This is a genomic window from Oscillibacter sp. CU971, assembly GCF_905219725.1.
GTDB lineage: Bacteria > Bacillota > Clostridia > Oscillospirales > Oscillospiraceae > Oscillibacter.
In genome coordinates this window covers 1-7,283 of the sequence record NZ_CAJMXG010000150.1, presented here as the reverse complement: position 1 = coordinate 7,283, position 7,283 = coordinate 1, and the positions used below count along the sequence as shown (strand labels likewise).

10 protein-coding genes are annotated in these 7,283 nt (G+C 63.7%); 6 read left to right on the top strand and 4 right to left on the bottom strand.

Annotation, left to right across the window (positions count from 1 at the left end; genetic code table 11):
• Positions 1-191, top strand: a 191-nt coding sequence (locus JX325_RS18155; protein WP_243414044.1) for a hypothetical protein, incomplete at its 5' end; no start/stop codon positions are given.
• A gap of 71 nt (positions 192-262) precedes the next feature.
• Here JX325_RS18155 and proC read toward each other — a convergent pair.
• The 4 genes from proC to JX325_RS10675 all read right to left on the bottom strand — a co-directional run bounded on the left by proC (position 263) and on the right by JX325_RS10675 (position 3,465).
• Positions 263-1,063, bottom strand: coding sequence for a pyrroline-5-carboxylate reductase (proC, locus tag JX325_RS10690; protein ID WP_204791117.1), 801 nt, complete (start codon positions 1,061-1,063; stop codon positions 263-265).
• 14 nt (positions 1,064-1,077) lie between these two features.
• Positions 1,078-2,325 (bottom strand): glutamate-5-semialdehyde dehydrogenase, encoded by a 1,248-nt coding sequence (locus JX325_RS10685; protein ID WP_204791116.1) that lies wholly within the window; start codon positions 2,323-2,325, stop codon positions 1,078-1,080.
• Positions 2,322-3,134, bottom strand: coding sequence for a glutamate 5-kinase (proB, locus tag JX325_RS10680; protein ID WP_204791115.1), 813 nt, complete (start codon positions 3,132-3,134; stop codon positions 2,322-2,324). Before proB ends, JX325_RS10685 begins: the two co-directional genes overlap by 4 nt.
• 118 nt (positions 3,135-3,252) lie before the next feature.
• Positions 3,253-3,465, bottom strand: a complete 213-nt coding sequence (locus JX325_RS10675; RefSeq protein WP_204791114.1) for a hypothetical protein — start codon at positions 3,463-3,465, stop codon at positions 3,253-3,255.
• A 182-nt stretch (positions 3,466-3,647) separates the two neighbouring features.
• Between JX325_RS10675 and JX325_RS10670 the strand changes: the two genes are divergently transcribed.
• The 5 genes from JX325_RS10670 (at position 3,648) to pyk (ending at position 7,157) form a co-directional block, all read left to right on the top strand.
• On the top strand, positions 3,648-4,361 hold the full coding sequence (locus JX325_RS10670) for a ClpP family protease (RefSeq protein ID WP_204791113.1): 714 nt from the start codon (positions 3,648-3,650) through the stop codon (positions 4,359-4,361).
• Between the two features lie 238 nt (positions 4,362-4,599).
• Entirely contained in the window at positions 4,600-4,764 is a 165-nt protein-coding gene (locus tag JX325_RS10665; protein ID WP_204791112.1) for a DUF6440 family protein, read from the top strand.
• 27 nt (positions 4,765-4,791) lie between these two features.
• Complete coding sequence (locus tag JX325_RS10660) at positions 4,792-5,316, top strand: hypothetical protein (RefSeq protein ID WP_204791111.1); 525 nt, start codon at positions 4,792-4,794, stop codon at positions 5,314-5,316.
• Positions 5,313-5,507 (top strand): helix-turn-helix transcriptional regulator, encoded by a 195-nt coding sequence (locus tag JX325_RS10655; RefSeq protein WP_204791110.1) that lies wholly within the window; start codon positions 5,313-5,315, stop codon positions 5,505-5,507. Before JX325_RS10660 ends, JX325_RS10655 begins: the two co-directional genes overlap by 4 nt.
• 213 nt (positions 5,508-5,720) lie before the next feature.
• Positions 5,721-7,157 carry a pyruvate kinase gene (gene pyk, locus JX325_RS10650; protein ID WP_204791109.1) on the top strand — a complete coding sequence of 479 codons (1,437 nt, stop codon included), beginning with the start codon at positions 5,721-5,723 and terminating at the stop codon, positions 7,155-7,157.
• Positions 7,158-7,283 lie beyond the last annotated feature (126 nt).

The following is a 7,283-nucleotide window of genomic DNA, read 5'->3' as shown; positions in this document are numbered from 1 at the left end:
ACCCCCGGCTGGCNTCCCCCACCGCCCGGTCGGCGGATCGGCCGGCCTTCTTTGCCGCCTACGCCCTGGAGCCCTTCGACCGGGTGGTCCGGAAATTCTGCGCTCTGCCTCCCCTGCCCGTCCGGGCGGCGGGGAAGGTCCTCTCGCCGGAAATGAAGGCGCGGGTGAAAAAGGTCTTGAAGNGGGAATAAGCGCTTCCTTGGAAAGAAACGCCGCAAGGCAGATAAAGAAAGCCCCCCTTCAAGGGGGGCTTTCTTTATTTTCAGCATTTCAGCGTCCCGTTTTTCTCAAAGGCGGCAATGACCGCGTCCATCACCGCCCCCCGGAAGCCCGCTTCCTCCAGCTTCCGCACGCCCTGGATGGTGGTGCCGCCGGGGGAGCAGACCGCGTCCTTCAACGCTCCCGGGTGCTTCCCGCTCTCCAGAATCAGCCGGGCGGAGCCCAGGACCATCTGGGCCGCGAAGGCCTGGGCCTGGGCCCGGGGCAGGCCGCAGGCCACGCCGCCGTCCGCCAGGGCCTCTACAAAGAGATCCACGAAGGCCGGGCCGCAGCCCGCCACGGCGGACCCCGCGTCCATCAGCCCCTCCGGAACGAGGGCGAACCGCCCCGCCCCGGCCATGGCCTCCAGAAAGGAGTCCGTCTCCGTGGCCGTCACGCCGGGGCCGGGCGTGTAGAGAATCATNCCCTCCCCGATGGAGCAGGGGGTGTTGGGCATGACGCGGAGGACGGGGTAATCCCCTCCCGCCATGCTCTGAATACCGGCGATGGTCAGACCCGCCGCCATGGTAACCAGGACAAAGCGGTCCGTCCGCTCCGCCAGAACGGGGGCAAGCTCCTTCAAAAGCTCCCCCATCATCTGGGGCTTGACCCCCAGGAAGATGTAGTCCGCGTTCCCCGCGATGGTCCGGTTGTTGGACAGCGGGGCTCCCAGCTCCTTTGCCAGGGCCGCCGCCTTGGCCTCCGTTCGGTTGGCCAGGAGGAGATCCTCCCCCGCCAGCCTCCGCCGGGCCGCCCGGGCCAGGGCCCCGCCCATGTTTCCCGTGCCGATGAATCCGAATCGCATAGCCTTCCCCTCCTTTACCGGACCTGCCCCTCGCCGTAAATCACGTACTTGCAGCTGGTCAATTCCTCCAGCCCCATGGGCCCCCGGGCGTGCATCTTCTGGGTGGAGATGCCGATTTCCGCCCCCAGGCCGAACTCCCCGCCGTCGGTGAAGCGGGTGGAGGCGTTGACGTACACCGCCGCCGCGTCCACCGTGTCCAGGAAGCGCTGGGCCTTGAAGTAGTTGGTGGTAATGATGGCCTCCGAGTGCCCCGTGCCGTGGGCGTTGATAAACTCCACAGCCTCCTCCATGTCCTTCACCGTCCGCACGGCCAGGATGTAGTCGTCATACTCCGCGTCCCAGTCGCTGTCCGCCGCCGGGACGNCCCGGTCCCCCAGANCCGCCAGGGCTCTTTCGTCACAGCGGAGCTCCACCCGGTTCCGGTCCAGCAGGGGCACGGCCTTTTTCAAAAACGCCTCCGCAACGTCCTCCTGGACCAGCAGGCATTCCACCGCGTTGCAGACCGAGGGCCGGGAGCACTTGGCGTTATAGAGAATCTCCGNCCCCATGTCCAGGTCCGCCTCGCTGTCCACGTAGATATGGCAGACCCCTTCTCCCGTCCGAATCACCGGGACGCCGGCCTCTTTGGCAACCGCCCGGATGAGCCCCGCGCCGCCCCGGGGAATCAGCACGTCCACGTACCCGTCCAGGTGCATCAGCTCGTTGGCCGTCTCATGGCTGGTGTCCTGGACCAGGGACACGCAGTCCTCCGGCAGTCCCGCGCTTTTCAGCGCCGCGCGCATCAGCTCCGCCGCCTTCCGGTTGGAGCGGATGGCCTCCTTCCCGCCCCGGAGGATGCAGACGTTGCCGGACTTGAGGCACAGGGCGGCGGCGTCCACGGTGACATTGGGCCGGGCCTCGAAGATGATGGCCACCACCCCCAGGGGCACCCGCCGCCGCCCGATGATAAGGCCGTTGGGCCGGGTCTCCATCTTATCCACTTTTCCGATGGGGTCCGGCAGGGCGGCGACCTGCCGCACGGCCTCNACGATGCCGGAAATCCGCTCCTCCGTCAGGGTCAGCCGGTCCAGCATGGCCGGGCGCATCCCCGCCTCCCTGGCGGCGGCGATGTCCTCCCCGTTGGCCGCCAGCCACTCCGCCGACCGCTTTGCCAACGTCTCCGCGATGGCCTCCAGGGCGGCGTTTTTCCTGGCCGTCCCGGCGGTGGCCAACGTATAGGACGCGGCCTTGGCCCGCCGCCCCTGTTCCTGCAATGCCGTCATTGCGCGCCTCCCTTTCCCGCGGCAAACCGCGTCCCGATGTCCTGCCCTTCCACAATACCGTACAAATCCTCCGGCCTTTGGCCGTTGGTAATCACCATGTCACACCCGGCCTCCATGGCGATTTTCGCGGCGGAGAGCTTGGTGGTCATNCCGCCGGTGCCCCGCCAGGTGCCCGCGCCGCCGGCCATCTCCAGAATTTCCGGCGTCAGCGCCTCCACACGGTGGAGGAGCCTCGCCCCCGGGTCCCGCTTGGGGTCGGCGTCATAAAGCCCGTCGATGTCGCTGAGGAGCACCAGCAGCTCCGCCCCGCAGAGCTCCGCCACAATGGCGGAAAGGGTGTCGTTGTCCCCCAGCACCTTGTGGTGCCCCGTCTCAATCTCGGCGGAGGATACGGAGTCGTTCTCGTTCACCACCGGGATAATGCCCAGCTCCAGGAGGCTGNCAAAGGTGTTTTTCANATGCTCCGCCCGCACCGGGTCCTCCACATCCTCCCCGGTGAGGAGAATCTGGGCCACGGTGCAGTTGTACTCGGAGAAGAGCTTGTCGTAAATGTGCATCATCCGGCACTGGCCCACGGCGGCGGCGGCCTGCTTCATCCGCAGGGCCCTGGGCCGCTCGTCCAGGCCCATCCGGGCGGTGCCCACGGCGATGGCCCCGGAGGTCACCAGAATCACCTCGTGCCCCCCACCGCTGAGATCCGCCAATACCCGGACCAGCCGCTCCATGCTCCGAAGGTCCAGACTGCCGGAGCTGTGGGTCAGGGTGGAGGTGCCCACCTTGACCACCACCCGCCATTTCTGCTCGTTCATAAAAGACCGCCTCCCGCCCCACGGGCCTGATTTTCCCCCAGTATAGCACGCCGGGGCGAAAAAGAAAAGCCCGGAGTACGCAGGAAACCGGCGGAGCCATACGGTCCGCCGGTTTTTGTTATCCGTTCTTCTTCGCGCTTGCTTCCCGCCGCTTCCGGCACATCCGGAAGATGGTGTAATAGAACAGGAAAGCCAGAGCCGTTCCCCCGGCCAGCTCCGCGGTGTGGAAGCCCACCGCGCCGGTCAGGGCCGTCTGCCCCGCGATGACCGCCGCCACCGACAAAATCCCCAGCGCGATTCCCTTCATCATATCCTTCATCGTATTCTTCATTGTTTTCTCCTCCGTTTCTGTTCTCTTNGAACNGANGTNAGTATAGCAAACCGCCGCCGGGGCTGCCATCGATCTTCCTTACAATTTCCCGCCGTATCTTACAATGCTGTAAGATTCCGCCGGGCGCGGGTAATTTCCGAAAAACCGCNAAAGCTANCCTTACGAAAGGAAGGTTGCTGACTATGACCAAACCCACCAAGCCCACCGAACCGGAGAACGATACACAGAAGGAGGCCGTCCAGTCCATTCTGGACTTCGGTTCCNCCATGACGGCTACGCCCCACGNCAATCTCTACTGCCTCACCATTAGCGGCCAAATTGAGGGCCACATGGCCGCCGACGACCGGGCCAAAACCACCAAGTACGAGCACGTCCTCCCCCTCCTCGCCAAGCTGGAGGAGTCCAGCGAAATCGCGGGAGTCCTCTTCCTCCTCAACACCGTGGGCGGAGACGTGGAGGCGGGCCTTGCCATCGCGGAGCTCATTGCCGGCATGACCAAGCCCACCGTCTCCATCGTCCTGGGGGGCAGCCACTCCATCGGCGTGCCCCTGGCGGTGGCCGCCAGGCGGAGCTTCGCCGTGCCCTCCGCCGCCATGACCATCCACCCCGTCCGCATGAGCGGCACCGTCATCGCCGCCCCCCAGACCTACAGCTACTTCCAGCGGCTCCAGGACCGGATCGTGGCCTTCGTCGCCGGGCACAGCCATATCTCCGCCGGGGACTTCCAGGACCTGATGCTGAAAAAGGACGACATGGCCGCGGACGTTGGAAGCGTTGTCTACGGCGAGGAGGCGGTGCGCCTGGGCCTTATCGACGAAATCGGCGGCCTCTCCGACGGGCTCCAGTGGCTCTATGGGGAGATTGACGAGGGAAAGAAAAAGCGGAAGAAGAAATAACCCCTGTCCCCCCTAGGCATGGCATTCCCGGAAACACGGGCCGCCCCCCTGGGCGGCCCGTTTCCCCCTCTATCAATCGAACACCGCGCAGGGGCGGACCTGCGTGTCCGCCCTTCCCCCGCTCCGCGCTGGTTTTCAGCCGCGCGGAAATTTTATTGTTCTTTTAGTAAAATATACTTGACAAATAGTCGGGTTAGCTATATACTGGCCTTACCAACACGAAATAAGGAGGAGCTTTATGAATCGCTTTCAGAAAGTATATACCCAAGGAACCCTTGACGTCATGGAAATTTGGGTAGACACGGAAACCGGCGTCCACTACGTATTTCACCGCAGCGGCACCGCGGCGGGCTTCACGCCTCTGCTGGGCCCCGACGGCAAGCCGGTTATCGCCCGCGAATAACCCGAAGGGGAGAAAGGACGGACTTTTATGGATCTCTACCATGCCGGAGTCTTCTTTGGCCTTATAGCGGGCCTCCTCGCCGGTCTTGCTTTTATAATGTTCCTATTTAAGAAGAAGGTTCTGGACATGCACTTCGACGAGCGGCAGGGGCGGGCCCGGGGCAAGGCGTTCCAATACGGCTTTTTCACCCTGCTCATCGCCGCCTATGCCTACGGCATCTCCGACGTGCTCCTNGGCCGGTGGTGCGACGTGCTGACGNGNGTGACCCTTTGCATCGCCCTGGCCCTCTGCGTCTTCGCCGTCACCTGCATTTTGAAGGACGCCTACCTCAGCCTCCGGGAGAAGCCCCGGACCGTCATGACCTTCTTCGCGCTGCTGTCCATCGTCAACCTGGGCCTTGGCGTCATGTACCACATTTCCCCCGGCCTGACGGAAAACGGCGTGCTGACCTTCCGGGCGGTGAATCCCATCATAGGGGCGGCGGTCCTGGTGATTCTCATCGTGTACATCGTCAACTATCTCCTCCGCCCCCGGGACGAGGAGGCGGAATGAAAAACCTCCGTATGAAAGCCGCCCGGGCCGCCCTGGATCTGAGCCAGCAGCAGCTGGCGGACGCGGGAGGGGTCTCCCGCCAGACCATCAACGCCATTGAAAAGNGGGACTACANCCCCACCATCAAGCTCTGCGCCGCCATCTGCCGCGCGCTGGGCAAGACCCTGGACCAGCTCTTTTGGGAAGAATAAGCAAGCAGGGAGGGCCAGCGGGCCCTCCCTGTTTCTTACAAATAAACGTTTGGGGAAACACTTTCACGGAGACTAAGCTAAACGATTACGTAAAATTTATGGAATTCTAACCTACCCAGCGGGGGAAGACTCTTGTATAATAGGAAACCACACGGACACATCCNTATTTGGTTTTCGGNTTCCCATGGGGGGAATCCACAGGAGGAATTTCATATGCTGAGAAAAACGAAAATTATCTGCACCCTGGGCCCCGCCGTGGACAGCGAGGACATGATTGTCGCCCTCATCAAGGGGGGCATGAACGGCGCCCGGTTCAACTTTTCCCACGGCAGCCACCCGGAGCACCTGGAGCGGCTGAACCGCCTGAAGGCCATCCGGGACCGGATGGGCAGCCCCGTGGCCACCATCCTGGACACCAAGGGCCCGGAAATCCGCATCAAGAGCTTTGAGAGCAAGACCGTGGAGCTCACCGCCGGGGAGGAATTCACCCTCACGGTGGAGGATGTGCCCGGCACCGCCCAGCGGGTTTCCGTCNCCTATCCCAAGCTCCACGAGGAGGTGTCCCCCGGCCAGGAGATCCTGATTGACGACGGGCTGGTCGCCATCCGGGTCCAGGAAATTCGAGGCTGCGACATCGTGTGCCATGTGGAAAACGGCNGTACCCTCTCCGCCAACAAGTCCATCAACATCCCCGGGGCCCATATCCAGCTCCCCGCTCTGACGGAGAAGGACGTGGCGGACATCCGCTTCGGCGTGGAGAACGACTTTNACTTCATCGCCGCCTCCTTCGTCCGCCGGGCCGCCGACGTGGAGGCCGTCCGGGAGGTGCTGCACCAGTGCGGCGGGGACAATGTGAAAATCATCGCGAAAATCGAGAACCAGGAGGGCATCGACAACCTGGACGGCATTCTGGAAGCCGCCGACGGGGTGATGGTTGCCCGGGGCGATTTGGGGGTGGAGATCCCCGCCGCCAAGGTTCCCGCCCTCCAGAAGCAGATGATCCGCAAGGGCCTCCAGGCGGGCAAGCCCGTCATTACCGCCACCCAGATGCTGGACTCCATGATGCGCAATCCCCACCCCNCCCGGNCGNAGGNCTCCGACGTGGCCAACGCCGTATACGACGGCACCAGCTGCGTCATGCTCTCCGGGGAGACTGCCGGGGGCAAGTACCCCGTGGAGGCCCTGGCGGCCATGCTGGAGATCGTCACGGAGGCGGAGGCGTCCATCGACTACTGGAAGCGCTTCCAGAAGCAGCTGGTGGTTACCACCTCCAACAACATCAACGACGCCATCACCCACACCTGCTGTCTCACGGCCCGGGACCTGAACGCCACGGCCATCCTGGCGGCCAGCAGCTCCGGACGGACGGCCCGGATGATCTGCCGCTTCCGCCCCGCCTGCCCGGTGGCGGCGCTGACCATGCAAGAAAAGACCCGGCGGCAGCTTTCCATCTGCTGGGGCGTGATTCCCTTCCTNACGGGGGAGGTCAACTCCACGGACCGGATTTTTTCCCTCTCCGCCGAGGTGGCGGTGAAGGAGGGGCTGGTCCAGCCCGGGGATACGGTGGTCATCACCGCCGGGGTGCCTCTGGGCAAGAGCGGGTCTACGAACCTTATCAAGGCGCAGGTGATTGAGGATAATACCCTGTAATACCGCTCTCCCAAGCGGGGGGTCTTTACTCGCCCTGACGGGCGGGGGAGATTGGATACCAGCGATGGCTGGTTCATTGCACCCCCCATTTTCTCTTTTCCTTCCAGAAGGAAAAGAGAAAACGGG

Excerpts from the sequence above, each read along its gene's own strand:
- JX325_RS10675 (WP_204791114.1), bottom strand. The coding sequence starts at position 3,465 with ATGAAGAATACGATGAAGGATATGATGAAGGGAATCGCGCTGGGGATT.
- JX325_RS10665 (WP_204791112.1), top strand. The coding sequence starts at position 4,600 with ATGAATCGCTTTCAGAAAGTATATACCCAAGGAACCCTTGACGTCATG.